25 protein-coding genes and 1 pseudogene are annotated in these 25081 nt (G+C 65.6%); 17 read left to right on the top strand and 9 right to left on the bottom strand.

Annotated features, from left to right (window positions below; genetic code table 11):
* The first annotated feature begins 10 nt into the window (after positions 1-10).
* Positions 11-1201 carry an LLM class flavin-dependent oxidoreductase gene (locus tag RTI28_RS26535; protein WP_316923252.1) on the top strand — a complete coding sequence of 397 codons (1191 nt, stop codon included), beginning with the start codon at positions 11-13 and terminating at the stop codon, positions 1199-1201.
* 246 nt (positions 1202-1447) lie between these two features.
* Here the strand turns inward: RTI28_RS26535 and hpaA are convergent, their stop codons facing one another.
* On the bottom strand, positions 1448-2350 hold the full coding sequence (gene hpaA / locus RTI28_RS26530) for a 4-hydroxyphenylacetate catabolism regulatory protein HpaA (protein ID WP_316923251.1): 903 nt from the start codon (positions 2348-2350) through the stop codon (positions 1448-1450).
* A gap of 163 nt (positions 2351-2513) precedes the next feature.
* On the opposite strand from hpaA, the gene RTI28_RS26525 reads away from it, so the two are divergent.
* The 8 genes from RTI28_RS26525 (at position 2514) to hpaI (ending at position 9837) form a co-directional block, all read left to right on the top strand.
* Positions 2514-3182 (top strand): fumarylacetoacetate hydrolase family protein, encoded by a 669-nt coding sequence (locus RTI28_RS26525; RefSeq protein ID WP_316923250.1) that lies wholly within the window; start codon positions 2514-2516, stop codon positions 3180-3182.
* Positions 3182-3973, top strand: coding sequence for a fumarylacetoacetate hydrolase family protein (locus RTI28_RS26520; protein ID WP_316923249.1), 792 nt, complete (start codon positions 3182-3184; stop codon positions 3971-3973). The genes RTI28_RS26525 and RTI28_RS26520 overlap by 1 nt, the downstream gene beginning before the upstream one ends.
* Positions 3974-3978: 5 nt before the next feature.
* Complete coding sequence (gene hpaE / locus RTI28_RS26515) at positions 3979-5439, top strand: 5-carboxymethyl-2-hydroxymuconate semialdehyde dehydrogenase (RefSeq protein ID WP_316923288.1); 1461 nt, start codon at positions 3979-3981, stop codon at positions 5437-5439.
* Positions 5440-5582: 143 nt separating this feature from the next.
* On the top strand, positions 5583-6440 hold the full coding sequence (hpaD, locus tag RTI28_RS26510) for a 3,4-dihydroxyphenylacetate 2,3-dioxygenase (protein ID WP_316923248.1): 858 nt from the start codon (positions 5583-5585) through the stop codon (positions 6438-6440).
* A gap of 16 nt (positions 6441-6456) precedes the next feature.
* The gene (locus tag RTI28_RS26505; RefSeq protein ID WP_316923247.1) at positions 6457-6849 is read left to right on the top strand and encodes a 5-carboxymethyl-2-hydroxymuconate isomerase; all 393 of its coding nucleotides are present in this window, start codon (positions 6457-6459) and stop codon (positions 6847-6849) included.
* A gap of 49 nt (positions 6850-6898) precedes the next feature.
* Complete coding sequence (locus tag RTI28_RS26500) at positions 6899-8203, top strand: MFS transporter (protein ID WP_316923246.1); 1305 nt, start codon at positions 6899-6901, stop codon at positions 8201-8203.
* Between the two features lie 12 nt (positions 8204-8215).
* The gene (hpaH, locus tag RTI28_RS26495) at positions 8216-9019 is read left to right on the top strand and encodes a 2-oxo-hept-4-ene-1,7-dioate hydratase (protein WP_316923245.1); all 804 of its coding nucleotides are present in this window, start codon (positions 8216-8218) and stop codon (positions 9017-9019) included.
* A gap of 14 nt (positions 9020-9033) precedes the next feature.
* Positions 9034-9837 (top strand): 4-hydroxy-2-oxoheptanedioate aldolase, encoded by an 804-nt coding sequence (hpaI, locus tag RTI28_RS26490; protein ID WP_316923244.1) that lies wholly within the window; start codon positions 9034-9036, stop codon positions 9835-9837.
* A gap of 118 nt (positions 9838-9955) precedes the next feature.
* Here hpaI and hpaR read toward each other — a convergent pair whose 3' ends face one another.
* Positions 9956-10381 (bottom strand): homoprotocatechuate degradation operon regulator HpaR, encoded by a 426-nt coding sequence (hpaR, locus tag RTI28_RS26485; protein WP_316923243.1) that lies wholly within the window; start codon positions 10379-10381, stop codon positions 9956-9958.
* 209 nt (positions 10382-10590) lie between these two features.
* Between hpaR and RTI28_RS26480 the strand changes: the two genes are divergently transcribed.
* A complete protein-coding gene (locus RTI28_RS26480) occupies positions 10591-10956 on the top strand; it encodes a cupin domain-containing protein (protein ID WP_316923242.1) in 366 nt (121 codons plus the stop codon).
* 111 nt (positions 10957-11067) lie between these two features.
* On the opposite strand, the gene RTI28_RS26475 is transcribed toward RTI28_RS26480, so the two are convergent.
* The 5 genes from RTI28_RS26475 to RTI28_RS26455 form a co-directional block, all read right to left on the bottom strand.
* The gene (locus RTI28_RS26475; protein ID WP_316923241.1) at positions 11068-11646 is read right to left on the bottom strand and encodes a helix-turn-helix domain-containing protein; all 579 of its coding nucleotides are present in this window, start codon (positions 11644-11646) and stop codon (positions 11068-11070) included.
* Between the two features lie 124 nt (positions 11647-11770).
* Positions 11771-12730, bottom strand: coding sequence for a transcriptional regulator FeaR (gene feaR / locus RTI28_RS26470; RefSeq protein WP_316923240.1), 960 nt, complete (start codon positions 12728-12730; stop codon positions 11771-11773).
* Positions 12731-12973: 243 nt separating this feature from the next.
* Positions 12974-13561, bottom strand: a complete 588-nt coding sequence (locus RTI28_RS26465; RefSeq protein WP_316923239.1) for a DUF3156 family protein — start codon at positions 13559-13561, stop codon at positions 12974-12976.
* Positions 13521-15023 (bottom strand): APC family permease, encoded by a 1503-nt coding sequence (locus RTI28_RS26460; RefSeq protein ID WP_316923238.1) that lies wholly within the window; start codon positions 15021-15023, stop codon positions 13521-13523. The genes RTI28_RS26465 and RTI28_RS26460 overlap by 41 nt, the downstream gene beginning before the upstream one ends.
* Before the next feature lie 131 nt (positions 15024-15154).
* Entirely contained in the window at positions 15155-15652 is a 498-nt protein-coding gene (locus RTI28_RS26455) for a PaaI family thioesterase (protein WP_316923237.1), read from the bottom strand.
* Between the two features lie 182 nt (positions 15653-15834).
* Here RTI28_RS26455 and RTI28_RS26450 point away from each other — a divergent pair, with 182 nt between their 5' ends.
* Positions 15835-16239: a hypothetical protein gene (locus RTI28_RS26450; protein WP_316923236.1), complete on the top strand. Its 405-nt coding sequence runs from the start codon at positions 15835-15837 to the stop codon at positions 16237-16239.
* Positions 16240-16387: 148 nt separating this feature from the next.
* A complete protein-coding gene (locus RTI28_RS26445; protein WP_316923235.1) occupies positions 16388-17032 on the top strand; it encodes a TIGR04211 family SH3 domain-containing protein in 645 nt (214 codons plus the stop codon).
* Positions 17033-17193: 161 nt separating this feature from the next.
* Here RTI28_RS26445 and RTI28_RS26440 read toward each other — a convergent pair whose 3' ends face one another.
* On the bottom strand, positions 17194-18138 hold the full coding sequence (locus RTI28_RS26440) for a LysR family transcriptional regulator (RefSeq protein WP_316923234.1): 945 nt from the start codon (positions 18136-18138) through the stop codon (positions 17194-17196).
* A gap of 91 nt (positions 18139-18229) precedes the next feature.
* Here RTI28_RS26440 and RTI28_RS26435 point away from each other — a divergent pair, with 91 nt between their 5' ends.
* The 5 genes from RTI28_RS26435 to fusA all read left to right on the top strand — a co-directional run bounded on the left by RTI28_RS26435 (position 18230) and on the right by fusA (position 24683).
* Positions 18230-19282, top strand: coding sequence for a Gfo/Idh/MocA family oxidoreductase (locus tag RTI28_RS26435; protein WP_316923233.1), 1053 nt, complete (start codon positions 18230-18232; stop codon positions 19280-19282).
* Between the two features lie 133 nt (positions 19283-19415).
* Positions 19416-20792 carry an MFS transporter gene (locus tag RTI28_RS26430; protein ID WP_316923232.1) on the top strand — a complete coding sequence of 459 codons (1377 nt, stop codon included), beginning with the start codon at positions 19416-19418 and terminating at the stop codon, positions 20790-20792.
* A gap of 15 nt (positions 20793-20807) precedes the next feature.
* Positions 20808-21254, top strand: coding sequence for a type II 3-dehydroquinate dehydratase (gene aroQ / locus RTI28_RS26425; protein WP_316923231.1), 447 nt, complete (start codon positions 20808-20810; stop codon positions 21252-21254).
* Entirely contained in the window at positions 21251-22417 is a 1167-nt protein-coding gene (locus RTI28_RS26420) for a Gfo/Idh/MocA family oxidoreductase (RefSeq protein WP_316923230.1), read from the top strand. The genes aroQ and RTI28_RS26420 overlap by 4 nt, the downstream gene beginning before the upstream one ends.
* Positions 22418-22577: 160 nt before the next feature.
* Positions 22578-24683, top strand: a complete 2106-nt coding sequence (gene fusA, locus RTI28_RS26415; RefSeq protein WP_316923229.1) for an elongation factor G — start codon at positions 22578-22580, stop codon at positions 24681-24683.
* Between the two features lie 215 nt (positions 24684-24898).
* Here fusA and RTI28_RS26410 read toward each other — a convergent pair.
* Positions 24899-25081: pseudogene (locus RTI28_RS26410) on the bottom strand (IS110 family transposase); the annotation flags it as partial.

Here is a 25081-nt window from a genome sequence, read left to right as displayed (position 1 = left end):
ACCTCGCCCCATGAGCATCGAATTCTTCACCCGCCTGCCGCTGCACGGCGAAACCCAGTTCCTCCCCGGCGATCCGCGCAACCGTGGCGACTGGCATGCGGGTGGCGACAGCACCGGCGCCGTCTCGGGCTTTCGTGTCGGCGACCATTTCACCTACATCGACTACCTCGGGCAGATCGCCAGGGCCGCCGAGATCAACGGTTTCGGCGGTGTGCTGATGGTCAACGCGCCCTATGGCGAGGAGCCCTGGACGGTGTGCTCGCTGCTCGCCCGGGAAACCCGCACGCTCAACTACGTGGCGGCGTTCCAGCCCTATCACTACACGCCATGGGTGGCGGTGCAGCAGGCCGCGACCTACCAGCGCGCCACTGGCAACCGGCTGATCTGGAACATCATCAACGGCGGTTCGGACGCGGTGCAGCGCCAGGTCGGCGACTTCTTCGAACATGACGAGCGCTACGAGCGCGCCACCGAGTTCATGGATGTGGTGCGCGGCTACTGGGGGTCGGAGAACTTCCATTACGACGGGCGTTTCTTCAAGGCCGAGGGCGGTGGCCTGCGCGGGCCGCAGAAGAAGGCCGAGCTGCCGCTGATCTGCACCGCCGGCTCGTCGATTGCGGCGCGGGAGTTCGCCGCCAGGCACGCGGACTTCTACCTGATGCGCGCCGAGCACCCGGACAAGATCCGCGAGCTGATCGCCGATATCCGCGAGCGGGCCTTGAAGCATGGGCGCAGCGAGGTGATTCGCTTCGGCCTGTCCATCGACGTGATCACCCGCGAGACCGAGGAACTGGCGCTGGCCGAGGCCAAGCGCTTCTTCGACGAAGGCGTGGCGAAGAACACCATCAAGGCCGCCGCGGCCCATGCCGGGCTGCGGACCGCGCGCAAGCTGAGCTACGAGGAGGAGTACGGCGACCGCGAGGCGAGCAAGCGCTTCGATGACTTCTTCATCTACCCGAACGTCTGGGCCGGGTTCGGCTATATCGGGATTCCGCCGGGGCTGGCGCTGGTGGGGAGCTACGAAAACGTGGTGGCGCGGATTCGCGAGTACAACGACCTGGGGATCGATGTGTTCTTCCTGGCGGGGTATCCGCATCTGGAGGAGGCGTATCGGCTTGGGGAGCATATCCTTCCGCATTTTCGCGGGGAGCGGGAGGGGTTGAAACGGATCGGGTCGCCTGCGCTTAAAGTGGCTGGCTGAAGAAATCCGCTCCTCCTTCGGGCCTCATCGCAGGCTTCGCCAGCTCCCACAGGTTCTCCGCCGCCCTTGAGAACAGCGCGGTCCCTGTGGGAGCGGGCGTAGCCCGCGATGGCGCCCGCCCGGACAACATCTTTGCCAGTGCCGGCCTCATCGCAGGCTTCGCCAGCTCCCACAGGTTCTCCGCTGCCCTTGAGAACAGCGCGGTCCCTGTGGGAGCGGGCGTAGCCCGCGATGAGGCCCGGGAGATCAGCGCAAACCTCCCTGCCTCTGCCGGTACTCCCCCGGCGTCACCTGCGCATACCGCAGGAAAAACCGGCTGAAATACGCGGGATCCTTGAACCCCAGGCTGTAGCAGATCTCGTTCGCCGAACTGCCGGTGAACAGCAGCAGGCGCTTGGCTTCCTGCATCACCCGTTCCAGCACCAGGCGCTTGGACGGCAGGTCGGCGATGCGCCGGCACACGTCGTTCAGCCGCGCCTCGGTCACGCCGATCCCCTCGGCATAACGCGACAACGGCCAATGCTCCAGGTAATGCGCCTCGATCAGTTCGTTGAAGCGATGGAAGATCTGCAGGTCCTCATGCCGCGTGCTCCGCGCCGGCAATGAGCGGGCGCACAGGCGCAGCAGGCTGATCATCAGCAGCCGGGTCAGGCTGTGCAGCGCCGGCTCCCGTCCCGCTTCGCCCCCCTCCACTTCCCCGCGCAGCAGATCGAAGAGCAGCTCCAGGCGCTGCGCTTCCGCCGCGAAGTGCCCTTCCAGTCCGCTCAGCGCCACGCAGGCCGGCGCCACCTGCGGTCCCGGGGCGAGCCCCGGATCGGCCTCGAGCAACTGCCAGACCAGTTGCTGACGCACGGTCAGCACATGCCCGTCGGCATCCGCCTCGGTGACGAAGGAATGCGGGATGGTCGGTGGCGTGAGGAAGAACATCGGCCCGGATTCGACGTACTGCTGGTCGTCCAGATAGACCCGCACCGTCCCCGACTTGACGTAGTGCACCTGGAAGAAGCGGTCGTGGCGGTGCACCGGCATGTTGCGGCCGAAGAACCCGGCGAGGTTGCCGAGCTTGTCGTAGTGCACTTCCGAATCGCTGTAGCGCTGGTCGTAGACCTGGCCGATGTTGATGTTGGGGATCGGCGTGCGATCGCTCATGTCCGTCTACCTCGTACCGCTTGTGGTTCTGCCCGCCAGCTTAGCGCCCCGTCGAACGCACGGCAGCTTGCATTTCGTTAACATCTTAATTATAACGTTAACACATTAACAATTATCCCCGCGGGGCACCCTGTGTCGTCCCGCCCACTGTCAGGAGAAGAGCATGAGCCGTGCCCTGCATGACGCTGCCACCGGCACCCTGTTCGGCGTCGCGCTGAACTACAAGGGGCTGCTGGAACAGCGTCTCGCCGAATTCGAACAGGCGCCGTACCAGAAGCCACCGGTCAAGCCGGTGCTGTTCATCAAGACCCCCAACACCCGCAATGGCCACGGCCAGCCGGTGGTCTATCCGCACGGCATCGAGCGCCTGCAGGCAGGTCCCGCCCTGGGTGTGGTGATCGGCAAGCGCGCCAGCCGGGTCAGCGCCGAACAGGCCCTGGAACACGTCGCCGGTTTCACCATCGTCAACGAATTCAGCCTGCCGGAAGAGAGCTACTACCGCCCGGCGGTCAAGGCCAAGTGCCGTGACGGCTTCTGCGTGATCGGCCCGGAGCTGGTGCCCGTCGCGCAGGTCGCCGACCCGCACGCCCTGGACATCCGCCTGTTCATCAACGGTGAAGTCCGCCAGCAGAACAGCACCGCCAACCTGGTGCGCGGCATCCCGCAACTGATCGCGGAAATCACCGAGTTCATGACCCTGCATGAAGGCGACGTGCTGATCACCGGCACCCCGGAAGGCCGCGTCGACGTCCAGCCGGGCGACCAGGTCGAAATCGAAATCACCGGGCTCGGCCGTCTGGCCAACCCGATCGTCGCCGAGGAGGCCCACTGATGAAACACGCTCGTATCCGTTTCCAGGGTGAAGTCCACGCGGTGACCGTGGAAGCCGACAACGCCGTACGCCTGGCCGACGGCCGCCTGCTGGCGGAAGACCAGGTCGAGTGGCTGCCACCGGCCAACGGCAGCATGTTCGCCCTCGGCCTGAACTACGCCGACCACGCCGCCGAACTGGCCTTCGCGCCGCCGACCGAGCCACTGGCGTTCGTCAAGTCGCCGGGCACCTACACCGGCCACAACGCGATCACCTGGCGTCCGGACAACATCAAGTACATGCACTACGAGTGCGAGCTGGTGGCGGTGATCGGCAAGCCGGCGCGCAACGTCAAGCGCGAGGACGCCCTGGAGTACCTGGCGGGCTACACGGTCTGCAACGACTACGCCATCCGCGACTACCTGGAGAACTACTACCGGCCCAACCTGCGGGTGAAGAACCGCGACTGCACCACCCCGGTCGGTCCGTGGATCGTCGACGTGGCCGATGTGCCGGACCCGTCCAACCTGACCCTGCGCACCTGGATCAACGGTGAGCTGAAGCAGGAAGGCACTACCCGCGACATGATCTTCGACATCCCCTACCTGATCGAATACCTGTCCAGCTTCATGACCCTGCAACCCGGAGACATGATCGCCACCGGCACCCCGGAAGGCCTGGCCGACGTGGTCCCGGGCGATGAAGTGGTGGTGGAAGTGGAAGGTGTCGGCCGCCTGGTCAACCGCATCGTCAGCGAAGCCGAGTTCTTCGCTGCCCCTAGAAACGAAGAGCACAACAAAACCGAGGCATGAGCAGCATGATCAAGCACTGGATCAACGGCCGCGAGGTCGAGAGCAAGGACACCTTCGTCAACTACAACCCGGCCACCGGCGAAGCCATCGGTGAAGTCGCCAGCGGCGGTGCCGAGGAAGTCGCCCAGGCGGTCGCCGCGGCGAAGGAAGCCTTCCCGAAGTGGGCCAACACCCCGGCCAAGGAACGTGCCCGCCTGATGCGCAAGCTGGGTGAGCTGATCGACCAGAACGTGCCGAAGCTGGCCGAGCTGGAGACCCTGGACACCGGCCTGCCGATCCACCAGACCAAGAACGTGCTGATTCCGCGTGCCTCGCACAACTTCGACTTCTTCGCCGAAGTCTGCACGCGCATGGACGGCCACACCTACCCGGTCGACGACCAGATGCTCAACTACACCCTGTACCAGCCGGTCGGTGTGTGTGGCCTGGTATCGCCGTGGAACGTGCCGTTCATGACCGCCACCTGGAAGACCGCGCCGTGCCTGGCCCTGGGCAACACCGCGGTACTGAAGATGAGCGAACTGTCGCCGCTGACCGCCAACGAGCTGGGTCGCCTGGCCGTCGAGGCCGGCATTCCGAACGGCGTACTCAACGTCATCCAGGGTTACGGCGCCACCGCCGGCGACGCCCTGGTGCGTCACCCGGACGTGCGCGCGATCTCCTTCACCGGCGGCACCGCCACCGGCCGCAAGATCATGCAGACCGCCGGCCTGAAGAAGTACTCGATGGAACTGGGCGGCAAGTCGCCGGTGCTGATCTTCGAGGACGCCGACCTGGAACGCGCCCTGGACGCCGCGCTGTTCACCATCTTCTCGCTGAACGGCGAGCGCTGCACCGCCGGCAGCCGGATCTTCATCCAGGAGAGCGTGTACCCGCAGTTCGTCGCCGAGTTCGCCGCGCGCGCCAAGCGGCTCATTGTTGGTGATCCGACCGATCCGAAAACCCAGGTCGGCTCGATGATCACCCAGGCCCACTACGACAAGGTCACCGGCTACATCCGCATCGGCATCGAGGAAGGCGCCACCCTGCTCGCTGGTGGCCTGGAGCGCCCGGCCAACCTGCCGGCGCACCTGTCCAAGGGCCAGTTCATCCAGCCGACCGTGTTCGCCGACGTGAACAACAAGATGCGCATCGCCCAGGAAGAGATCTTCGGCCCGGTGGTCTGCCTGATCCCGTTCAAGGACGAGGCCGAAGCGCTGCAACTGGCCAACGACACCGAGTACGGCCTGGCCTCGTACATCTGGACCCAGGACATCGGCAAGGCCCATCGCCTGGCCCGTGGCATCGAGGCCGGCATGGTCTTCATCAACAGCCAGAACGTGCGCGACCTGCGCCAGCCGTTCGGCGGAGTGAAGGGTTCGGGCACCGGTCGCGAAGGCGGTCAGTACAGCTTCGAAGTGTTCGCCGAGATCAAGAACGTGTGCATCTCGATGGGTAGCCATCACATCCCGCGCTGGGGCGTGTGACCGGCAAGACCGCGTAGGCCCCTTCGCGGGCAAGCCACGCTCCTACGAGAGTACCGAGATCCCCCGTAGGAGCGTGGCTCGCCCGCGAAGGACCGCGCAGCGGTCCCAAAATCTCCAAGAACAACGAAACCAGGAGTTCCTCCATGGGCGAAGTCGTCCTGGCAGCCAAAGTCTGCCACGTCCCCTCGATGTACCTGTCCGAGCTGCCGGGCAAGCACCACGGCTGCCGTGAAGCAGCCATCGCCGGCCACAAGGAAATCGGCCGCCGCGCCCGCGAGCTGGGCGCCGACACCGCGGTGGTGTTCGACGTGCACTGGCTGGTCAACAGCGCCTACCACATCAACTGCGGCGAGCACTTCAAGGGTGTCTACACCAGCAACGAACTGCCGCATTTCATCCGCGACATGGAATTCGAATACCCCGGCTGCCCCGAACTGGGCCAGCTGATCGCCGAGCAAGCCAACGCCGCCGGCGTACGCACCCAGGCCCACAACATCCCGAGCCTGGAGCTGGAATACGGCACCCTGGTACCGATGCGCTACATGCACATGGGCGTGCCGGAGGACGAAAAACTGCAGGTCGTCTCCATCGCCGCCTGGTGCGCCTGGCATCGCCTGGAAGACAGCCTGGCCTTCGGCGCCGCAGTACGCCGGGCCATCGAGCAGAGCGACCGCAAGGTCCTGGTGCTGGCCTCCGGCTCCCTCTCCCACCGGTTCTCCGACGATCGCAACGCCGAAGCCAACATCCACAACTGGACCCGCGAGTTCGACAAGCAAGTGGACATGCGCGTGGTCGAGCTGTGGAAGCAGGGTCGCTTCAAGGAGTTCTGCGCGATGCTCCCGGACTACGCCGTGCACTGCTACGGCGAAGGTGGCATGCACGACACCGCGATGCTCCTCGGCCTGCTCGGCGGCGCCGACTACGACAAGCCGGTGGAAGTCCTCACCGAACCGTTCGGCAGCTCCGGCACCGGCCAGATCAACGCGATCTTCCCGCTCTGATTCCCCAGGAGTCCCCATGCCCCATTTCATCGCTGAAATCACCGACAACATCGAACAGCAGGCCGACCTGCCCGGCCTGTTCGACAAGGTCCACGCCACCCTCGGCGCCAGCGGCGTGTTCCCCCTCGGCGGCATCCGCAGCCGCGCGGTGCGCCTGGACACCTGGCGCATGGCCGACGGCAAGCACGACTACGCCTTCGTCCACATGACCCTCAAGGTCGGCCACGGCCGCGACCTGGAAACCCGCACCCAGGTCGCCGAGCAGCTGTTCGCGGTGATCACCGAGCACTTCGCCGCGCTGCAGGCCGAGCGCCTGCTGGCGCTGTCGTTCGAGATGATCGAGCTGCACCCGCAACTGAACTTCAAGCAGAACAACGTCCATGCGTTTCTGAGCAACCAGGCGGGCTGACCTCCCCCCTGAAACACCCACGGCACTCTGACAAAAAAAGTACAAGATCATGAGCACAGCCAATACCGCAGATAGCGTCACCCTCAGCCGTCAGGATTCGACCCACTCCACCGTGACCTGGCGGCTCATGCCGCTGTTGCTGGTGTGTTACCTGTTCGCCCACCTCGACCGCATCAACATCGGCTTCGCCAAGATGCAGATGAGCACCGACCTGCACTTCAGCGACACGGTGTACGGCCTGGGCGCCGGTCTGTTCTTCATCGCCTACGCGCTGTTCGGCGTGCCCAGCAACATGGCCCTGGACCGCGTCGGCCCGCGGCGCTGGATCGCCACCCTGATGGTGGTCTGGGGCGCGTTGTCGACCAGCATGCTGCTGGTGGAAAGCGCCAGCGGTTTCTACGTGCTGCGCTTCCTCCTGGGCGTGGCCGAAGCCGGTTTCTTCCCGGGCATCCTGGTCTACCTCAATCGCTGGTACCCGGCCCGTCGCCGCGCCGGCATCACCGCGCTGTTCGCCATCGCCGTGCCGATGGCCGGGGTGGTCGGCGGACCGCTGTCCGGCGGCATCCTCGAACTGTTCCACGACGCCGCCGGCCTGCGCGGCTGGCAGTGGATGTTTCTCCTGGAGGGTGCTCCGGTCATCGTGTTGGGCCTGGTGGTGCTCAAGTGCCTGCCGGACAGCTTCGACAGCGTCGACTGGCTGAGCACCGAGCAGAAACGCGACCTGCGCGAGCAACTGGCGCAGGAAGAAACCCGCAAGCCGATCAATTCCTTCGGCGGCATTCTCGGTGATGCCCGGGTCTGGCTGCTGGTGGCGGTGTACTGCGCGGTGATGCTGGCGGTGAACACCCTGGCCTTCTGGATGCCGACCCTGATCCACGGCGCCGGCATCGGCAGCGACGGCCGCGTCGGCCTGCTCAGCGCCGTGCCCTACCTGGCCGGCTGCTTCTTCATGATCGCCTGCGGACGTTCCTCGGACCGGCGCCGCGAACGCCGCTGGCACCTCTGCGTGCCGCTGCTGATGTCGGCCGCCGGCATCGCCGTGGCCGGTATTGCACCGGACAGCGCGACCCTGGTCATGAGCGGCCTGGTGATCGCCGGGATGGGCGCCAGCGCTGCCCTGCCGATGTTCTGGCAACTGCCGCCGGCGTTCCTCTCCAACACCACCCAGGCCGCCGGTATCGGCCTGATCAGCTCGCTGGGCAGCATCGCCTCGTTCGCCGCGCCGTACCTGATCGGCTGGATGCGCGACACCACCCACAGCGCCAGCCTGGCCCTGTACGTGCTGGCCTTCTTCATCACGCTCGGCGGCCTGCTGGTGCTGCGCACCCAGGCCGCCACCGTCAACCCTCAGTAAGAGAATTTCCCCATGCTCGACCACAGCCAGATCCTCGCCGCCGCGGCCCAACTGGACCGCGCCGAACGCAGCCGTGAACAGGTGCGCCAGTTCTCCCTGGAGCATCCCGGCATCACCATCGAGGACGCCTACGCCATCCAGCGCGCCTGGGTGGCGCAGAAGATCCAGGACGGACGCAAGCTGGTCGGCCACAAGATCGGCCTGACCTCCCGCGCCATGCAGGTGTCGTCGAACATCACCGAGCCGGACTACGGTGCGCTGCTCGACGACATGCTGTTCGAGGAAGGCAGCGACATCCCGTTCGAGCGCTTCATCGTGCCGCGGGTCGAGGTCGAGCTGGCGTTCATTCTCGGCAAACCGCTGAAAGGCCCCAACGTCACTGTGTTCGATGTGCTCGACGCCACCGAGTGGGTGATCCCGGCGCTGGAAATCATCGACGCGCGCATCCAGCAGGTCGATCCGCAGACCCAGGTCACCCGCAAGGTCTTCGACACCATCTCGGACAACGCCGCCAACGCCGGCGTGGTCATGGGCGGGCGTCCGGTGCGGCCGACCGAGATCGACCTGCGCAAGGTCCCGGCGGTGCTCTACCGCAATGGCGTGATCGAGGAATCCGGCGTCTCCGCCGCCGTGCTCAACCACCCGGCCAAGGGCGTGGCGTGGCTGGCCAACAAGCTGGCGCCGTACGACGTCACCCTGGAAGCCGGGCAGATCATCCTCGGCGGTTCGTTCACCCGTCCGGTGGCGGCGCGTCCGGGCGACACCTTCCATGTCGACTACGACATGCTCGGCTCCATCGCCTGCCGTTTCGTCTGATCAGGAGATTTTCCATGGACATGCCCGTCAACCGCTTCAAACAACGCCTGCAACAGGACCCGGCGCAGATCGGCCTGTGGCTCGGCCTGGCCGATGCCTACTGCGCGGAGCTGGCGGCCAACGCCGGCTTCGACTGGCTGCTGATCGACGGCGAACACGCGCCCAACGACCTGCGCGGCATGCTTGCCCAGCTGCAGGCCGTGGCGCCCTATGCCAGCGAAGCAATCATCCGCCCGGTGATCGGCGATACCGCGCTGATCAAGCAGATCCTCGATATCGGTGCGCAGACCTTGCTGGTGCCGATGGTGGAAAGCGCCGAGCAGGCTCGCCAGCTGGTGCGTGCCGTGCACTATCCGCCGCAGGGTGTGCGCGGGGTGGGCAGTGCGCTGGCGCGGGCGTCGCGCTGGAACAGCATCCCGGGGTACCTGGATCACGCCGATGCGCAGATGTGCCTGCTGGTGCAGATCGAGAACCAGGAAGGCCTGGCCAACCTGGACGCGATTGCCGCGGTCGAGGGTGTCGACGGCGTGTTCATCGGGCCGGCGGACTTGAGTGCGTCCATGGGCCATCGCGGCAATCCGGGGCATCCCGACGTGCAGGCGGCGATCGAGGATGCCATCGCGCGGATCAACAAGGCCGGCAAGGCGGCGGGGATCCTCAGCGCCGACGAGAAGCTGGCGCGGCGCTATATCGAGCTGGGGGCGAAGTTCGTTGCCGTCGGTGTCGATACCACGGTGCTGATGCGCGGGTTGCAGGGGTTGGCGGCGAAGTTCAAGGAAGGGTCGGTGGTTCAACCTGCCAGCGGCGGTGTCTATTGATTTTTTGGGGCCGCTTTGCGGCCCTTCGCGGGCAAGCCACGCTCCTACGGCAGGATCGCGTGCTCCTCGTAGGAGCGTGGCTTGCCCGCGAAGGGCTGCGAAGCAGCCCCAATCCAAGTCACCGCCGAACCTGCTTCAGCTCATCCAGCAACCCCAGCAACTGCTGCAACTTCTCCTCGCCAAACTGCCCCTGCAGCTTCTGGTAGTTGGCCTCCATGCACTGGCTCATCGAGGCAAAGCTCTCCTCGCCCTTCTCCGCCAGCTCCACCAGCACCCGACGCTGGTCATTCTCGGCCTTGCGCCGTTTCACCAGCCCGGCGGCCTCCATGCGCACCAGCACACCGGTCATGCTCGGCTTGAGAATGCAGGCCTGCTCGGCCAGGCGATAGATCTCCATCTCGCCCTGCTGGCGCAGGATGCGGATCACCCGCCACTGCTGTTCGGTCAGGCCGTGTTCGTTGAGGGAGGGACGGAAGAAGCGCATGGCGGCTTCACGGGCTTGCAGAAGGGTCAGGGTCAAGGACTGACGAGGACGACTGGACATGAACAATCAAGGTTCTCAGGCTATTTGTTAATACTTTAACAAAAACCGTACCACGCAACAGTGCCTCGACCGCCCTGGCAACCCGGAACAAATGCCGCGGCACGGGCGATCAAGACTTCATTTGCGCCAAAAGGCCTTAATGGCGGCATGAGCGGCCCGCTTCGTGGCTGCCGTCGCCTCTTCATTCCATCGTTCAAGGAACCACTGCCATGACCCTTATTGCCAGCCAGCAGAACATCCAGCTCAGCGACCTCGACGCCTGGGGCACCGTTGCCGACCTGGGTTCGGAGATTCTCGAAGGCGAGGTGCGCGCCTTCGGCAAGATGACCTTCGGCGCCCCAACCGACGCGGTCAGCAGCGCCTACTTCGGCACCACCCAGGGCAAGTTCCGCATGGTCTACCCGTTCAACGAACAGGCCGTGGTGGTCACCGGCGCGGTGCGCCTGACCGACGAGAGCACCGGCCAGGTGACCGAGTACAAGGTCGGTGACAGCTGGTTCGTGACCAAGGGCACGCCGGTGCTGTGGGAGATCCTCAGCGAGAGCTTCGTGAAACATTACTTCGCGGTGGCCTGAGAATTTTGGGCCCGCGTTGCGGGCCTTCGCAGTGGTTCATCACACGACAAGCCAGCTCCTACCGTAGGAGCGTGGCTTGCCCGCGAAGGCCCGCAACGCGGGCCCAAAAGCTCACACCGCCGCTTCCAGCGAAACCGCAAAGATCGTCCACATCGCCTTCAGCCGCCGCTCATACGCCGCCTGCCCGGCATAGATCAACTCCACCGTCAGGCTGTCGACCACCCCCAGGTAGGCATCGACGAACAGCTGCCGGCGTTCCGTGCCCAACTGCGGAAACTGCTGCGCCAGCGCCTTGCCGAAAATCTCGCCCATCCGCGCCAGGTAGGCCTCGAACCCCGAGGAAATCATCCCGCGCAGATCCGCCGGCGGAAAGAACGCCGCGCGCAGCAGGAACCGCAGGTGCGCCGACTCCTGGAAACGCTCCGCCAGCCGCTGTCCGTAGAGCGCCCCCGGCAAGCCGGCATCGGCGGCGAAGCAACCTTCGACATGCAGCCGCTCGGCTTCGAGGGCGCGCTCGAACACCGCCTCGAACAGGTCCACCTTGCTGCTGAAATGCGCATACAGCGACGGCTTGCGCATGCCCACCGCCACCGCGATGTCGTTGAGCGAGGCGGCGTCGTAGCCGGATTCGGCGAACTGCTCGACCGCCACCACGCAAATCTTCTCCGCCGAAGGCGACAGGACTCTCATGCAACACTTCTCCAGGTGCCGATGGCGTCCAAGAAACGCTACCGACCGATAGGTAGACAATTTTTGCGAGACTAGGGGCAAGCCCTGCTCGGGTCAAGCCATCACGCCACGCACACTGCTTTTCTCAGCTCAGGACCAGACCCGCGAGGCTGCTGCTGCGGAAGTCCTTGGGCGACTGCTCGAACTGCTTCTTGAACGAACGACTGAAATGCGCCGAATCGGTGAAGCCCCACTTGTAGGCAATGGTGGTGATCGACTCGGTCTTGTGGATCGGGTTGGACAGATCATCGGCGCTGCGCTGCAGGCGCGCGCGCTGGATATAGCGGCAGACGCTGTCGCCCTGCTCCTCGAACAGGCGGTACAGATGCCGCACCGAGATATTCAGGCGATTGGCCAGGCTGACCGGGGTCAGGCCGGGCTGGCCGAGGGACTCGTCGATGACCTTCTGCACATAGCTGCGCAGGTCGGCGCCCTGCAACGACGCCGGCAGGCGCGCATCCTGCTCGCTGCCTTCGAGCGCCGAGCCCAGCAGCGAGAGGAAGGCACTGTGCAGGGCGTCGCCCTCGGCGTGCTCGCCTTCGCCGGCGGCGGTCTCCTTGCACAGCTGGTCCATCAGCAGATGAAGCATGCGCCCGCAGGCCTTGCTCTGGGAGATCTTGCCGAAGATCTTCTGGTCGCCGCCCAGCTGGCGACAGACCTGGTCCCGCGACAGCGACAGCGAGGCGTGCTCGATCAGGCCGAACGGCATGATCTCGCAGGCGCCCACCGCGTCCATCAGCAGCATCTCGCCGGGGGCCAGTTGCAGGCTGATGCCGTTCTGGGTGATCTGGGAAAAACCGGTGCGCTGGCTGACCAGGAAGCAATGCTGGTCGTTGTCGCGATCGGCCTTGAGGCCGTTGCGCCGAATCACCCCGGCATTGGTGCGCAGGTTGGCCATGCCCAGGCCTCCCCGCGACCAGGTGGAAATCTCGCCGATGAACAGCGAGCGGTTGAACGCAAGTTCGGTTTCGAAATACCCGCAGGTTGCCTGCATCGCCGCGTTCCAGCGATCCAGGGCCGAGCCGGTAGCCGGATGGATACTCATAGGTACCTCCACAGTGGCATCTTGTTTTTGTCGGGCAATAGTTAACATGTTATCTATATGCGCGCAACAATTCTGTAAGCCCGTGTGTGAAAGCATATTGAGTGCCAACCCGGCGAACGCCCTCCCTGTAGGAGCGCGGCTTGCCCGCGAAAGGACCGCAAAGCGGTCCCAATCTGCATCGGTATCTGGGACCGCTTTGCGGTCCTTTCGCGGGCAAGCCACGCTCCTACGAGGGGGTTGCGCCTAGAGGTCTTGCAGCAGTTTTTTCAACCCGATCAAAGCAGTCAGCAACAACTCCCTCTGCTGCGAATCCAGGCGGATATAGCGCCGAAACGCCGGCATCCTGTTAACAACTTCACTACCGCCCATATGCTCCAGGAGCACCGTCCACTGCCCTTCGCCGCGCTCCAGGCGCAGGCGCTTGAAGTCCAGCGGCATCAGCGCCCGGGATAGCGCGTCGTCCTGCTCCAGACGCCGGCGGACGCTCTCCAGCAACCCCGCTTCGCCGCCCTTCTGTTTCCACCCCAGGCCACTGCGGCGAATCGCCCCGGTGTGGTGCAGCTCCAGGGTCGCAGCGCCCTCTGAAGCGGCACGGCACTGCAAGCGAAACTCGCAGACCACGATATGCATCAACAGCTGCGATTCGGTGCGCTCGCGCACCTCGAACTCGACCCCGCCGGCCAGGCTGAAACGCGCCCGGCCGGGCTCCAGGACCTGGCACCCGGCCAGGCCCAGATTGCGCCGCAGGTGTTCCAGGGTCACCCCCGGGCGATAGCCCGAGGGTGCGCGATCAAACAGTCTTTGCCACAGGTTCGGCGTAGTGGTTGCCATGATGGACTCCAGGTTCGTTGGCGAACTCCTTGGCCAGGACTTCTTCGACCACCGCCGGCTTGAACGGGTTGACCCGCTGCACGACCAACGTCCAGAACAGCGCGTAGGCCGCGGTACCGCCGAGCATCCAGGCGAACGGCACATAGACGTCGGCAGGGTTCATGCCCGGCGGGGTGATGAACCACATGCCCAGCAGGATGCCGACGCTGGACAGCAGCTGCGGCAGCGGGAAAAACGGCGAGCGGTAGGCCCGCGGCAGGTCCGGACGGCGGATGCGCAGGATCACCACCGAGAGGGTCACCAGCAGGTAGGCGGTGCTCCAGGCGCAGACCGCGGCCAGCACCAGGTGCATGATGTTGTCGGTGTTGCCACCCAGGTACAGGGCGTGCAGGCACGGGATCAGCATGGCCACGAGAATGCACACCAGCGGCGTCTTGAAGCGCGGGTGCAGGTAGGTGAAGACCTTCGGCAGCGCGCCGTCCACGGCCATGCCGTAGAGAATCCGCGGAACGCCGGCCATCAGGGTGTTGATGGTCGCGGCACCGGCGAACAGGAAGCCGATACCCAGCCACAGCGGGCCGATGTCACCCATCACCTGCTCGGCGAATTTCGGGATGGCCATCGGCGTGTCCAGCAGGTGCACGCCAGTGGCAGCATCCAGCACCACGTTCTCGACCTGGCGTTTCATCGCCGCGCCATAGATGAACATGCAGCTGGCCACGCCGAGCAGGCCGAGGGCCATGGCTCGCGGCATGGTCCGCGCCGAGCGGCGCAGGTCCGGGGCCAGCGGGGTGACGAACTCGCAGCCGACGAACATGAACATCGCCATGCCTACCAGCGACAGCACGGTGACCAGGTCGGTGCCGACCATCGACTCGCCGAACCAGCCGTCCAGCTGCACCGCCGGCGCGGCGATCAGGCCGAGCACGCCGAACACCATCAGGGTGGTCCACATGCCGAAGGTGAGGATGATCTCGGCCTTGCCGAAGACGCTGACGCCGAAGGCATTGAGGATGGCGAACACCACCACGAAGCCGACGCCGAGCAGCCAGGAGCCGCCGGCGGATTCGGCCAGGGTGTTGAGGTGCTCGAAGTTCACCAGGGCCATCACCCCGGAGAGGATGGTTTCCGCGGTGCCGGCGAAAACATGGACGATCAGGTAGGCCGACAGGGTGCCGGTGATGGCGAAGAAGCGGCCCATGCCGCAGTTGATGTAGTCGTACACGGAGCCGGTGGTCGGCAGGATCGCCGCGGCTTCGGCGAAGGTGGTCGATTGCGCCAGCATCAACAGCACCGCGATCAGCATCGCCACGGCGAAGGCACTGCCGCCGATGCCGAAGCCCATGGTCGCGGTCAGGATGACAGGGCTGGCCATGATCAGGCCGATGGTACTGGCAAGGGCGGTGGGGAACCCGATCGTGCCCCGGTTCAGGTGCGCGCTGAGTGTGTCGTTGAGCGACATGGTGAAGACCTCAAGTGCCGTTGTTATGGTTGTGCGTCACTCTGCGCCGCACCCCATTGTCCCGTCTTGCCCCTGGCTGCCGGGGATCTTGTTGCTGGCTGCCAGGGTGTCCGTCCATGTCCCCGCGTCGATCAGCCCTGCCCGTGCGCCTGCTGCTTCAGCTTCTCGGTGTCCACCCGCACGAACACCGAATCCGCCGTCACCGTCAGCACATCGCCGGCCCAGACCTCGCAGATCACCCGGGTCTTGCGCCCCACTTCGCCCTCGACCCGGGCCTTGAGGGTCAGCTCCACGCCCATCGGCGTCGGCTTCAGGTAGGTCAGGCCGAGGTGCCCGGTCACGCAGTCGATGCGCGGCAACGAGCCCGGCTCGCGGCCTTCGGCACGGTAGTGATAGGCCATCGCGGTCCAGTTGGAATGGCAATCCACCAGCATCGCCAGCAGGCCGCCGTAGACCAGGCCGGGCCAGCCGCAGAAGGTGCTGTCGGGGGAATGGCTGCAGATGACGTGGATGCCGTCATCGGCCCAGTGGCTTTTCAGATGCAGGCCGCTCGGGTGAGCCGAGCCGCAGCCGTAGCAGACGCCTTCGGGCGCTGCCTCGTCCTGAAGGGACACAGCGAGGGAGTTCATAGGATGCCTTTTGTGTTTTTGTAGGAAAGTTCAGATGTTAACGCCCCCGCCCATCCGATACCAAATCCGACCAAAGAACCAGTCGTCGTGTGCGGCATTCAGTCTCAGATGGCTAGCGGCCATGAACGGAAGGAGTAAAGTAGCCGCCAGCAAGGCCCCACATCAGAACAAGGACTGCTGCGATGATTGCTCAAGCTGCCAGCTGGCATTACGCCGATGATGGTTCCCCACGCCACGCCCCCTACACCGGGCTGTTCCTCGCCTGGAGCGCGACCCACGACCTGCTCAGCGGCGACTTCAAGGCCGACTACGACGCCGAGATCCAGGCCCTGGGCGAACGCCGCCTGACCCCCGCACGCTTCTTCCAGCTGTGCTGCGACAGCCTGCTGGTGGACGAAGACCTCACCCGCCAGGGCAACGCCTTCGCCGCGCACTACCTCGGCCAGCGCACGCCGTCGCTGCCCGACGATCTCACCCAACTGCTCGGTGTCGTCGGCATCGACGAGCCCGGCGCCAGCTGGGAGCACTATGACCTGCTGGCCCCGCGCCTCGACCAACGGTTTGCCCAATGGCAGGCCGGACAGTGAACCCCAGGCGATAAAAACGGTCTTTGCGCTGGTGGCTTGCTCAAGACGAGCCACCGGGGACGTCCAACGGTTATCCCCTTTTTTTCATTGCGCTGACGGCAGGCATGCGGTCGGCGGTGTTCATTTTTTCTTCTCGGGGAAGATAACCATGCGCCTGCTTCGCCCTCTCCGCGCACGCTCCGCCGTGCTTCCCGCGCTGTTCGCCAGCCTGTTCCTGCACACCCTCGCCCACGCCGAGGAACCTGCCAGCGACGAGCGCTGGGTCAGCGACAGCCTCAGCACCTACGTGCGCAGCGGCCCTACCGACGGCCATCGTCTGGTCGGCACCCTGAAATCCGGGCAGAAGGTCAAGCTGCTGACCACCCAGGGCAACTACAGCCAGGTCCGCGGCGAATCCGGCGACACCGTGTGGATCGCCAGCAGCGACCTGCAGAGCGTGCCCGGCCAGACCGAGCGCCTGCCGCATTTGACCCAGCGCGTCACGCAACTGGAAGAACAGTTGAAAGGCATCGACGACAGTTGGAAGACCCGGGTCCAGGGCATGCAGGAAACCCTCGACGCGCGCAAGAACCTGGTCGACGAACTGCAGGCGCGCAACCAGGCCCTCAATGAAGAACTGACCCAGGCCCAGTCGCAACTGCGTGACACCCAGGCGCGCCTGGGCGACGAGAACAAGCAGGTGCTGATGCGCTACATGGTCTATGGCGGCGGCATTGCCGGGGCCGGTCTGCTGGTCGGGCTGATCCTGCCGGCGCTGACCCGCGGCCGCAAGCGCAATAGCGGCTGGGCCTGACATCCATTGGGGCCGCTTTGCGGCCCTTTCGCGACGGTTCGGCGCCCCGACAAGCTCGCTCCTACGAGGGATTCGCATGCACCGAACCACTGTAGGAGCGAGCTTGTCGGGGCGCCGAACCGTCGCGAAAGGGCTGCAACGCAGCCCCATTGGCATCACTCCTACCCCCCGCTGTTCAACGCATAGGGCCCGCTCGCCAGCTGCTCCCTGAGAAACGCCACACAGGCCCGCACCTTCGCCGAACTCGACGAGCGTACCGCCGTCACCGCCCAGATATCCGCCGACTGGTACCAGCCCGGCAACACCCGCACCAGCGCGCCACTGGCCAGGCTGCCGGCGATGTCCCAGGCCGAGGCCATGATGATGCCGTGGCCGTCATGGGCCCACTGGCGAACGATATCGCTGTGGTTGGAAGCCATGGGACCGGTGACCTTCACCGTCTCCGCGCCGTTCGGCCCGGCCAGGCGCCAGACCCCGAAACGATCGTCGCGACTGCGAAACAGCAGGCAGTCGTGCTGCGCCAGGTCCGCCGCCACCTTGGGCGCACCGCGCCGGGCCAGGTACTCCGGCGCCGCCGCCAGCACCCGTGTGCTCTCGGCGATGCGGTGGGCGATCAGGTGCTTTTCCTGGACCTCGCCGACGCGGATATCGATATCGAAGTTGTCGGCGATCAGGTCCGCGCGCCGGTCGAGCAACTCCAGCCACACCTCCAGCGCCGGGTACTGGCGGCGCAGCAGCGAGAGGATCGGCGCGATATGTTCGCGGCCCAGGCGCAGGCTGGTGCACAGGCGCAGCGTGCCCTGCGGCTCGCGCTGCCGACCGGACAGCGCATCGACCATGGCACCGACGTCCTCGAGGATCTTCTGCGCCCAGACAAAGGCCGCCTCGCCATCGCTGGTGATGTTGACCCGCCGCGTGGTGCGGTTGAACAGCTTGACCCCGAGCTGCTCCTCCAGGGTGGCGATGCGCTTGCTGACATGCGCCGGCGACAACCCGGTCTCGCTGGCCGCGGCGATGAAGCTGGAGCGCCGGGCCACCTCGCAGAACAGCTGCAGGTCGCGCAGCAGCGGCTCATTATTCGCTGAGAGCACATTCTGATTCTTCATTACGCCCGATTATCTCCTGGGACTTTTTATTTAGCCTCTCATACAACCTGCCTTGCCTTGAAGCAGGACATCAAAAGAACAAGAGAGCCCTATGAAGAAGATCCGCATTGCCGTGGCCGGTGCCGGGCTGATCGGCCGCCGCCATATCGAACTGCTCCAGGCCAGCGCCGAGTGCGAGCTGGCCGCCATCGTCGACCCGCTGCCGGCCACCGCCGCCTTTGCCGAAAGCCTCGGTGTGCCGCTGTACGGCGACCTGGAAACCCTGCTCGGCGAACAGCGGCCGGATGGCGTGATCCTCGCCACGCCCAATCACCTGCATGTCGAAGGCGCCCTCGCCTGCGTCGCCCACGGCGTTCCCGCGCTGATCGAAAAGCCGGTGGCGCACACCCTGGACGAAGGCAAGCGCCTGCTGGCGGTGGCCGAACGGGCCGGGGCGAAACTGCTGGTCGGCCATCACCGCGCCCATAGCGCGATCCTCGAGAAAGCCCGGGAAGTGCTGGCCGAGGGCATGCTCGGCAAGCTGGTGGCGGTGATGGGCAGCGCCCTGTTCTACAAGCCCGACGACTACTTCGACGCCGCGCCCTGGCGCCGCGAGGCCGGCGGCGGCCCGGTGCTGATCAACATGATCCACGAGATCGGCAACCTGCGTTCGCTGTGCGGCGAGATCGTCGCCGTGCAGGCCCAGGCCTCCAGTGCCACCCGCGGTTTCGCCGTGGAGGACACGGTGTCGATCAGCCTGCGCTTCGCCAGCGGCGCACTCGGCACCTTCCTGCTCTCCGACACCGCCGCCTGCGCCCGCAGCTGGGAGCAGACCGCGCGGGAAAACCACGACTACCCCAGCTACGCCGACGAGGACTGCTACGTGCTGGCCGGCACCCAGGGTTCGCTGGCGATCCCGAGCATGCGCCTGAAGTACTACGCGCCGGGCGAGCAGCGCTCGTGGTGGAAGCCGTTCGAGACCGGCGTCGCCAGCCTCGAAGAGGCCGATCCACTGGCGCGGCAGCTGGCGCATTTCTGCCAGGTGATCCGTGGCGAGGTCGAGCCGCGGGTGAGCGTGCGCGACGGCTTGCGCAATCTGCAGATCGTCGAGGCGATCAGCGAGGCGGCGCGGACCGGGCAGATCGTTTCGACCGAGCAGTTGTAGAGACCTCTCGGGCCTCATCGCGGGCCACGCCCGCTCCCACAAGGATCGCGTGCACACCACTGACCCTGTGGGAGCGGGCGTTGCCCGCGATGAGGCCCGAGAGAACACCATAAAAACAACAAGAGAAAACACCATGAGCACCCACGACAACACCCGCCAGACCCGCAAGGCCACCGCCAGCGGCTGGGTCGGATCCGCCCTCGAATACTACGACTTCTTCATCTACGCCCAGGCCGCCGCGCTGATCTTCCCGCAGATCTTCTTCCCCGCCGGCGACCCGAAACTGGCGATCATCGCCTCCCTCGCCACCTACGGCGTCGGCTACCTGGCACGGCCCGTGGGCGCCTTCGTCCTCGGCCACTGGGGCGACACCCGCGGACGCAAGCATGTCCTGCTGCTGTGCATGTTCCTCATGGGCATCGCCACCTTCGCCGTTGGCCTGCTGCCGACCTTCAGCCAGATCGGCTACTGGGCCCCGGCCCTGCTGGTGGTCCTGCGCCTGATCCAGGGCTTCGCCGTGGCCGGCGAGATCGCCGGGGCCAGCTCGATGATCCTCGAACACGCGCCGCCCGGACGCCGCGGCTTCTTCGCCAGCTTCACCCTGCAAGGCGTGCAGGCCGGCCAGGTGCTGGCGGCGGCGATCTTCCTGCCGCTGGCGTACTTCATGCCGGAAGAGGCGTTCAACAGCTGGGGCTGGCGCATTCCGTTCCTGCTCAGCGCCGCAGTGCTGATCGCCGCCTTCATCATTCGCCGCGAGGTTCAGGAGCCGGAAGCCTTCGTGCAGAAGGTGGAAAACGTCAGCCGCCGCCGCTCGCCGATCCGCGAAGCGTTCAAGTACAGCTGGCGCGGCATGCTGGTGGTGTTCGGCGTCTCGCTGATGAACGTGATCCCGGTGGTCACCACCATCTTCGGTGCCGCCTACGCGGTGCAGCCGGCCTACGGCGTGGGCTTCGACAAGAGCGTGTACCTGTGGATCCCGGTGGTCGGCAATATCGTCGCGGTGCTGGTGATTCCCTTCGTCGGCAACCTCTCCGACCGCATCGGCCGGCGCCCGCTGATCATCGGCGCGGCCATCGGTTGCGGGCTGATGTCGTTCGCCTACCTGTACGCCATCAGCATCCACAGCGTGCCACTGGCCTTCGCCGCCTCGCTGCTGATGTGGGGCACGCTCTACCAGGGCTACAACGCAATCTTCCCGAGCTTCTTCCCCGAGCAGTTCCAGACCCACTACCGGGTCTCGGCCATGGCCGTGGCGCAGAACATCGGCTACATGATCACCGCCCTGCTCCCGGCGCTGTTCACCGCTGTCGCCCCGCCCGGCGCGGACAACGTGCCGCTGCTGATCGGCGCGATCACCTGCGTGGTCACCGCGATCTCGGCCATCGCCGCCTGGAGTGCCCCGGAAACCTACCGCACGCCGCTGGAGCAGTTGGGCAAGCCCGACGCCGTGGCCCTCGACAAATCCACCTACGACGCGCAGCGGGCCCAGGCCCTGCGCACCACCGCCTGAACGGAACCCCTGACCATGCAGACCGTACTCGTCCTCAACGGCCCCAACCTCAACATGCTCGGCCTGCGCCAGCCCGAGGTGTATGGCCGCGAGACCCTCGCCGACGTCGAGGCGCTGTGCCGCGCCAGCGGCGCCAGCCATGACCTGGCCATCGAGTTCCAGCAGACCAACCATGAAGGCCGGATGATCGACTGGATTCACCAGGCCCGTGGCCGCGTGGCCGGGATCGTCATCAACCCCGGCGCCTGGACCCACACCTCGGTGGCGATCCACGACGCCCTGATCGCTGCCGAAGTGCCGGTGATCGAGGTGCACATTTCCAACGTGCACCGCCGCGAGGCCTTCCGCCATCACTCCTACGTGTCGCTGGTGGCGCAGTCGGTGCTGGCCGGTTTCGGCACCCACGGCTACGTCCTGGCGATCAGCCATTTCGCCCGTCAACTGCAAGGAAGCAAAGAATGAAAACCCTCGGTAATCCCACCCAGCGCCTGCGCCTGGGCTTCGTCGGCGGCGGCCTGGAGTCGTCGATCGGCTCCACCCACCGCTACGCGGCACAGCTGGACGGCCACTTCGAACTGGTGGCCGGTGTCTTCGCCCGCGACCCGGCGCGCAACCGCGCCGCCGGCGAGGCCTACGGCATCACCGCCGACCGCGTCTACCCGGACTACCAGAGCATGGCGGCGGCCGAAGCGGCCCGCGCGGACGGTATCCACGCCGCCGCGATCATGGCGCCGAACGCCGTGCATGTGCCGGCCAGCCTGGCCTTTCTCGACCAGGGCATCGACGTGATCAGCGACAAGCCGCTGGCCGCCAGCCTGGCCGAGGCCGAGCAGTTGCTGGAGCGCGTGCGCAGGGGACCGGCGCTGCACCTGCTGACGCACAACTACAGCGGTTACCCGCTGATCCGCGAAGCCCGCGAGTTGATCGCCGCGGGGGTGATCGGCGAGGTGCGCCTGGTGCAGGTCGAGCATGCCGCCGGCTTCGGCACCCATGCCCTGGAGCAGCAGGGCGCCAAGGCCCTGATGTGGCGCACCGACCCGGCCCAGGCCGGCGCTTCGTCGGTGCTGGCGGATGTCGGCGTGCATGCGCATCAGTTGCTGCGTTTCGTCACCGGGCAGGAGATCAGCGAAGTCTCGGCGGAGCTCAGCACCCTGGTGCCGGGTCGCGGCAGCGACGACAACGCCCACGTCAAGCTGCGCCTGGGCAACGGCGCGCGGGGCATGCTCTGGGCCAGCTTCGTCGCCGCCGGGCATCGGCATGGCCTGCAGTTGCGGGTGTTCGGCTCGAAGGGTTCGCTGTACTGGCACCAGGAGGACCCGGAACGCCTGGAAGTGCGCTACCAGGACCAGCCGCACCAGATCCTGCGCCGTGGCGAGGCCTGGCTGAGCGAATCGGCGCGCCTGTCGACGCGGATCAAGGCGGGGCAGCCGGAGGGGTTGCTGGAGGCGTTCGCCACTATCTACAGCGAGGCGGCGGAAAGGATTCGCGCACGCCGGGAGCAACGTGAGCCGGGGGCCCAGGCGTTGCTGTGCCCGACGGCGGAGGATGGCTTGCGCGGGATGCGCTTTATCGATGCCTGTGTGAAATCCGACCAGGCGCAGGGACGCTGGACAGAGGTCGCCTGATCCACCGCTAACCCTGTGGGGCTGGCAAGCCAGCTTCCCACAGGGATCTCCAGGGCCTGCGAGAATGCAGTCCCACCGCCCGGCACCAGCCCGGGCAATCCCCCCAGCCTCTGCTACCGTGGAAATACCTCCTACCACACCGCAGCACAGGTGACCCCTCATGGCGCGCACCACTCCCATCGAGCTGTATCGCAATATCGGTATCGTCGCCCACGTCGACGCAGGCAAGACCACCACCACCGAGCGCATCCTGTTCTACACCGGGGTCAACCACAAGATGGGCGAGGTCCACGACGGCGCCGCGACCATGGACTGGATGGCCCAGGAACAGGAACGCGGGATCACCATCACCTCGGCGGCGACCACGGCGTTCTGGCAGGGCTCGACCAAGCAGTTCGCCGACAAGTACCGCTTCAACATCATCGACACCCCCGGCCACGTCGACTTCACCATCGAGGTGGAACGCTCGCTGCGCGTGCTCGACGGCGCGGTGGTGGTGTTCAGCGGCGCCGACGGCGTCGAGCCGCAATCCGAGACGGTCTGGCGCCAGGCCAACAAGTACCATGTGCCGCGCCTGGCCTACGTCAACAAGATGGACCGCCAGGGCGCCGACTTCCTGCGCGTGGTCCGGCAGATCGACCAGCGCCTCGGCCACCATCCGGTGCCGATCCAGCTGGCCATCGGCGCCGAGGAACACTTCGCCGGGCAGATCGACCTGGTGAAGATGAAGGCCATCTACTGGAACGAGGACGACCAGGGCACCAGCTACCGCGAGGAGGAGATCCCCGCCGAACTGCTGGAACAAGCCCGCGAGTGGCGCGCGCACATGATCGAGGCCGCCGCCGAGGCCAACGACGAGTTCATGACCCTCTACCTCGACGGCGTCGAGCTGAGCAACGAGCAGATCAAGGCCGGCCTGCGCCAGCGCACCCTGGCCAACGAGATCGTCCCGGCGATCCTCGGCTCATCCTTCAAGAACAAGGGCGTGCCGCTGATGCTCGACGCGGTGATCGACTACCTGCCGGCCCCCTCGGAAATCCCGTCGATCAATGGCACCGACCCGGACCACGAGGACAAGCACCTGGAACGCCACGCCGACGACAACGAACCGTTCTCGGCCCTGGCCTTCAAGATCGCCACCGATCCCTTTGTGGGAACCCTCACTTTTGCCCGGGTCTACTCCGGCGTGCTCAGTTCCGGCGATGCCGTGCTCAACTCGGTCAAGGGCAAGAAGGAACGGGTCGGGCGCATGGTGCAGATGCACGCCAACCAGCGTGCCGAGATCAAGGCGGTGTGCGCCGGCGATATCGCCGCGCTGATCGGCATGAAGGACGTCACCACCGGCGACACCCTCTGCGACCTGAACAAACCGATCATCCTCGAGCGCATGGACTTCCCCGATCCGGTGATTTCCGTAGCGGTCGAGCCGAAGACCAAGGCCGACCAGGAAAAGATGGGCATCGCCCTCGGCAAGCTGGCCCAGGAAGACCCGTCATTCCGGGTCAAGACCGACGAGGAAACCGGGCAGACCATCATCTCCGGGATGGGCGAGCTGCACCTGGACATCATCGTCGACCGCATGCGCCGCGAGTTCAGCGTCGAGGCCAATATCGGCAAGCCGCAGGTGGCCTACCGCGAGAAGATCCGCAACACCTGCGAGATCGAAGGCAAGTTCGTTCGCCAGTCCGGCGGTCGCGGCCAGTACGGGCATTGCTGGATCCGCTTCGCCCCGGGCGACGAGGGCAAGGAAGGCCTGGAGTTCATCAACGAAGTGGTCGGCGGCGTGGTGCCGCGCGAGTACATTCCGGCGATCCAGAAAGGCATCGAGGAACAGATGCAGAACGGCGTGGTGGCCGGCTATCCGCTGATCAGCCTCAAGGCCGCGGTGTTCGACGGCTCGTACCACGACGTCGACTCCAACGAAATGGCGTTCAAGATCGCCGCGTCGATGGCCACCAAGCAACTGGCGCAGAAAGGCGGCGCGGTGCTGCTGGAGCCGGTGATGAAGGTGGAAGTGGTGATGCCCGAGGAATTCATGGGCGACATCATGGGCGACCTGAGCCGCCGTCGCGGGCTGATCCAGGGCAGCGAGGACACGCCGGCGGGCAAGGTGGTGCGGGCTGAAGTGCCATTGGGCGAGATGTTCGGCTACTCCACCGAGATGCGCTCGATGACCCAGGGCCGGGCCAGTTACTCCATGGAGTTCACCCGCTACGCCGAGGCGCCGGCGAGCATTGCCGATGTGATCATCAAGAAGCAGGGGTAGAACTTTTTGGGGCTGCCTTGCAGCCCTTCGCGAGCAAGCTCGCACAGGATTGCAATTGCCTTGTGGGAGATTCTATGGCCGGAGGCAATTTTTTGCCGATGGCCTTTTCTGCCCTTCCCATTTTCCAAAGACGTGAGCTGTCGCACCTGTGAGGGCGCTCCCAGGTGTAAGACTGTCTTAAAGATTTAATCGCTGTGAGCTGCGCAGCAGCTCCGTCAGCCAGCTGGTTTTGCACCTCCGGTATAGATTTGCTGTTTCCAGTCCGTTTGGCTCTTCATCAGGCCATAAGCCAGCCGAGCCAGCTTTCTTGAAAGGATTACCAGCGCCTGAGTCGTCTTCTTGCCTCGCTCCAGATGGTGCGCGTAAAACTGCTTCCAGGTACTGGTCCGACTGCCGCT

Origin of the sequence: Pseudomonas sp. zfem002, from assembly GCF_032621685.1 — a bacterium.
In the GTDB taxonomy this organism is placed as follows: domain Bacteria; phylum Pseudomonadota; class Gammaproteobacteria; order Pseudomonadales; family Pseudomonadaceae; genus Aquipseudomonas; species Aquipseudomonas japonica.
Note: the sequence above shows the minus strand (reverse complement) of the source record. Positions and strands in the feature narration are given on the sequence as shown.

Bases quoted from the DNA above. Each gene is read 5' to 3' on its own strand.
- RTI28_RS26450 (WP_316923236.1), top strand. From the start codon at position 15,835: ATGATTGCTCAAGCTGCCAGCTGGCATTACGCCGATGATGGTTCCCCA.
- RTI28_RS26525 (WP_316923250.1), top strand. From the start codon at position 2,514: ATGAGCCGTGCCCTGCATGACGCTGCCACCGGCACCCTGTTCGGCGTC.
- RTI28_RS26430 (WP_316923232.1), top strand. From the start codon at position 19,416: ATGAGCACCCACGACAACACCCGCCAGACCCGCAAGGCCACCGCCAGC.
- RTI28_RS26480 (WP_316923242.1), top strand. From the start codon at position 10,591: ATGACCCTTATTGCCAGCCAGCAGAACATCCAGCTCAGCGACCTCGAC.
- hpaE (WP_316923288.1), top strand. From the start codon at position 3,979: ATGATCAAGCACTGGATCAACGGCCGCGAGGTCGAGAGCAAGGACACC.
- RTI28_RS26520 (WP_316923249.1), top strand. From the start codon at position 3,182: ATGAAACACGCTCGTATCCGTTTCCAGGGTGAAGTCCACGCGGTGACC.
- RTI28_RS26465 (WP_316923239.1), bottom strand. From the start codon at position 13,561: ATGGCAACCACTACGCCGAACCTGTGGCAAAGACTGTTTGATCGCGCA.
- RTI28_RS26420 (WP_316923230.1), top strand. From the start codon at position 21,251: ATGAAAACCCTCGGTAATCCCACCCAGCGCCTGCGCCTGGGCTTCGTC.
- hpaI (WP_316923244.1), top strand. From the start codon at position 9,034: ATGGACATGCCCGTCAACCGCTTCAAACAACGCCTGCAACAGGACCCG.
- RTI28_RS26535 (WP_316923252.1), top strand. From the start codon at position 11: ATGAGCATCGAATTCTTCACCCGCCTGCCGCTGCACGGCGAAACCCAG.
- hpaA (WP_316923251.1), bottom strand. From the start codon at position 2,350: ATGAGCGATCGCACGCCGATCCCCAACATCAACATCGGCCAGGTCTAC.
- RTI28_RS26505 (WP_316923247.1), top strand. From the start codon at position 6,457: ATGCCCCATTTCATCGCTGAAATCACCGACAACATCGAACAGCAGGCC.
- hpaH (WP_316923245.1), top strand. From the start codon at position 8,216: ATGCTCGACCACAGCCAGATCCTCGCCGCCGCGGCCCAACTGGACCGC.
- RTI28_RS26500 (WP_316923246.1), top strand. From the start codon at position 6,899: ATGAGCACAGCCAATACCGCAGATAGCGTCACCCTCAGCCGTCAGGAT.
- aroQ (WP_316923231.1), top strand. From the start codon at position 20,808: ATGCAGACCGTACTCGTCCTCAACGGCCCCAACCTCAACATGCTCGGC.
- RTI28_RS26460 (WP_316923238.1), bottom strand. From the start codon at position 15,023: ATGTCGCTCAACGACACACTCAGCGCGCACCTGAACCGGGGCACGATC.
- RTI28_RS26475 (WP_316923241.1), bottom strand. From the start codon at position 11,646: ATGAGAGTCCTGTCGCCTTCGGCGGAGAAGATTTGCGTGGTGGCGGTC.
- RTI28_RS26435 (WP_316923233.1), top strand. From the start codon at position 18,230: ATGAAGAAGATCCGCATTGCCGTGGCCGGTGCCGGGCTGATCGGCCGC.
- fusA (WP_316923229.1), top strand. From the start codon at position 22,578: ATGGCGCGCACCACTCCCATCGAGCTGTATCGCAATATCGGTATCGTC.
- feaR (WP_316923240.1), bottom strand. From the start codon at position 12,730: ATGAGTATCCATCCGGCTACCGGCTCGGCCCTGGATCGCTGGAACGCG.
- RTI28_RS26445 (WP_316923235.1), top strand. From the start codon at position 16,388: ATGCGCCTGCTTCGCCCTCTCCGCGCACGCTCCGCCGTGCTTCCCGCG.
- hpaD (WP_316923248.1), top strand. From the start codon at position 5,583: ATGGGCGAAGTCGTCCTGGCAGCCAAAGTCTGCCACGTCCCCTCGATG.
- RTI28_RS26455 (WP_316923237.1), bottom strand. From the start codon at position 15,652: ATGAACTCCCTCGCTGTGTCCCTTCAGGACGAGGCAGCGCCCGAAGGC.
- hpaR (WP_316923243.1), bottom strand. From the start codon at position 10,381: ATGTCCAGTCGTCCTCGTCAGTCCTTGACCCTGACCCTTCTGCAAGCC.
- RTI28_RS26440 (WP_316923234.1), bottom strand. From the start codon at position 18,138: ATGAAGAATCAGAATGTGCTCTCAGCGAATAATGAGCCGCTGCTGCGC.